Raw genomic sequence first — 3,044 nt, 5'->3', positions numbered from 1 at the left:
GCGGACGAGTCCGCTCCCACGAAATGCATTCCGGGTTGGTCCAGCTGGCCTATGCATACTTCTGAGAGCGGAGCACTGGAGCGAGAGTTACAGGAATCTCGTTCCTCAAGCTCCATTGAAAATGCCCTGCCAAACCCTCTGGCCTTGACCAAGCCCAAAAAATAGGTTTTGATTGCCTTCGTTATCTTTCGAAACGAAACTTAAGGCTGTCATGTCGAAGCGCAATACACCACAACGTCGCCACAACATTCTTGCCCTGCTCAATGAGCTGGGTGGGGTTAGCGTCGACGATTTGGCCAAACGCTTTGAAACTTCTGAAGTTACGATTCGAAAGGATCTGGCAGCCCTCGAAACCAATGGTTTGCTGTTGCGCCGTTACGGGGGCGCAGTGCCGCTTCCTCACGAGCTGATCAGCGAAAGCAGCCAGCCGGTTTCCCGTTACAAACAGGCCATTGCCCGCGCTGCGGTTTCCCGAATTCGCGAGCACGCCAGAATTATTGTCGACAGTGGCAGCACCACGGCTGCGTTGATCCCTGAACTGGGCCAGCAACCTGGTCTGGTGGTCATGACCAACTCACTGCATGTGGCGCGAGCCCTTACTGAGTTGGAACACGAACCGGTCCTGTTGATGACTGGCGGAACATGGGATCCGCACTCGGAGTCTTTTCAGGGGCAGGTCGCTGAACAGGTACTGCGCTCCTACGATTTCGATCAGTTGTTCATCGGTGCCGACGGCATCGATCTGACTCGTGGCACCACCACGTTTAATGAGCTGCTGGGTTTGAGCCGGGTCATGGCGGAAGTCGCCCGGGAAGTCGTTGTCATGGTCGAGGCCGACAAGGTCGGTCGCAAGATCCCCAATCTGGAGCTGCCCTGGAGCAGTATCCACACCCTTATTACTGATGATCGCCTGCCCAGCGAGGCTCGCGATCAGATACAGGCCCGCGGCATCAATCTGATTTGTGCTGCTGTCAGCTAGGAGATAACCATGTGTGGAATCGTCGGCGCCGTTGCTGAACGTAATATCACGGCCATTTTGCTCGAAGGCCTCAAGCGTCTTGAGTACCGCGGTTACGACAGCGCGGGCGTGGCTGTTTTCACCAACGAAGGCACCCTTGAGCGCCGACGTCGCTCGGGCAAGGTCAGTGAGCTGGAACAGGCACTGGCAGGCGAGCCGCTGACCGGCCGTCTGGGTATCGCCCACACACGTTGGGCGACGCACGGTGCTCCGTGTGAACGTAACGCTCATCCACACTTCTCGGCCGATAAACTGGCAGTTGTCCACAACGGCATCATCGAGAACCACGAAGCTCTGCGTGAACAGCTGAGAAGCCTGGGGTACGTCTTCGCATCCGATACCGACACTGAAGTCATCGTCCATCTGCTGCACCACAAGCTCAAGGACACCGCCGATCTGGCGGTTGCCCTGAAGGCTGCGGTGAAAGAACTTCACGGTGCTTATGGGCTTGCGGTCATCAATGCCGCGCAGCCGGATCGCCTGCTGGCCGCCCGCAGTGGCAGCCCGCTGGTGATCGGCATGGGCCTGGGTGAAAACTTCCTGGCCTCTGACCAACTGGCGCTGCGTCAGGTGACCGACCGTTTCATGTACCTGGAAGAAGGCGATATTGCCGAGATCCGTCGTGACAGCGTGCAGATCTGGAATGTCGACGGTGTGTCGGTCGAGCGTGAAGTGGTGCAATACCATGAAGGCGCCGAAGCCGCTGACAAGGGCGAATACCGTCACTTCATGCTCAAGGAAATCCACGAGCAACCCAAGGTCGTGCAGCGCACCCTCGAAGGTCGCCTGGGGCAACAGCAAGTGCTGGTCCACGCATTTGGTCCACAGGCTGCCGAATTGTTCGCCAAAGTACGCAATGTTCAGATCGTGGCGTGTGGCACCAGCTACCACGCAGGCATGGTCGCGCGTTACTGGCTTGAAGGTCTGGCCGGCATCCCTTGCCAGGTCGAAGTGGCCAGCGAGTTCCGCTACCGCAAGGTCGTGGTTCAGCCGGACACCTTGTTCGTTTCGATCTCGCAATCCGGTGAAACCGCCGACACGCTGGCAGCACTGCGCAACGCCAAGGAGCTGGGCTTTCTGGCTAGCCTGGCGATCTGCAACGTCGGCATCAGCTCACTGGTACGTGAATCCGACCTGACCCTGCTAACCCAGGCTGGCCCGGAAATCGGCGTGGCATCGACCAAAGCCTTCACCACCCAACTGGTCGCCTTGCTATTGCTGACCCTGTCACTCGGTCAGGTCAAAGGTTCGTTGGAGGAGGGCGTTGAAGCACAACTGGTCGAAGAACTGCGCCGCCTGCCAACCCGTTTGGGCGAAGCCCTGGCAATGGACGGCACCATCGAGAAAGTCGCCGAGCTGTTCGCCGAGAAGCACCACACCCTGTTCCTCGGCCGCGGTGCGCAATTCCCTGTAGCAATGGAAGGCGCACTCAAGCTCAAAGAAATCTCCTACATCCACGCCGAAGCCTATCCGGCTGGCGAGCTGAAACACGGCCCGCTGGCGCTGGTCGATGCCGACATGCCGGTCGTCACCGTCGCGCCTAACAACGAGCTGCTGGAGAAACTCAAATCCAACCTGCAGGAAGTACGCGCCCGCGGCGGCGAACTGATCGTGTTCGCGGATGAGCTGGCTGGGCTCAAGAACGGCGAAGGCACTCACGTCATCGCCATGCCGCACATCATCGACGCCTTGGCACCGATTCTGTACACCATTCCGTTGCAGCTGCTTTCGTATTATGTGGCTGTGTTGAAAGGGACGGATGTTGACCAGCCGAGGAACCTGGCGAAGTCGGTGACGGTGGAGTGAGTTATCCACAGGGGGGAAGCGGTTGAAGCTACGAAATAAAGTCTGTCGGAAATAAATAAAGTCTGTCGCTGGCGCCTTCGAACCCCCCGATTGAGGAGCCGGTGACGATTTTCCGGGCCACCGTGCTCGGAACGCACTTCAAGGTTTGACGAGCAAATGATCTTAGCTATTCAGTCTGAGGAGACGGTGCGTTCCTTTGTGGAAGATCTGAAGTAGCCGG

At 58.1% G+C, this 3,044-nt stretch carries 2 protein-coding genes; both read left to right on the top strand.

The features are described from left to right. Positions 1 to 211: 211 nt before the first annotated feature. Complete coding sequence (locus tag ALO64_RS02025; protein WP_044344312.1) at positions 212 to 979, top strand: DeoR/GlpR family DNA-binding transcription regulator; 768 nt, start codon at positions 212 to 214, stop codon at positions 977 to 979. A gap of 9 nt (positions 980 to 988) precedes the next feature. Further along, positions 989 to 2,824: a glutamine--fructose-6-phosphate transaminase (isomerizing) gene (gene glmS / locus ALO64_RS02020; RefSeq protein WP_002555978.1), complete on the top strand. Its 1,836-nt coding sequence runs from the start codon at positions 989 to 991 to the stop codon at positions 2,822 to 2,824. Positions 2,825 to 3,044: the final 220 nt, after the last annotated feature.

The organism is Pseudomonas meliae (assembly GCF_001400515.1).
Taxonomy (GTDB): domain Bacteria; phylum Pseudomonadota; class Gammaproteobacteria; order Pseudomonadales; family Pseudomonadaceae; genus Aquipseudomonas; species Aquipseudomonas amygdali.
The sequence above is the reverse complement of the archived record's forward strand: the minus strand, read 5'-3'. Positions and strand labels throughout refer to the sequence as shown.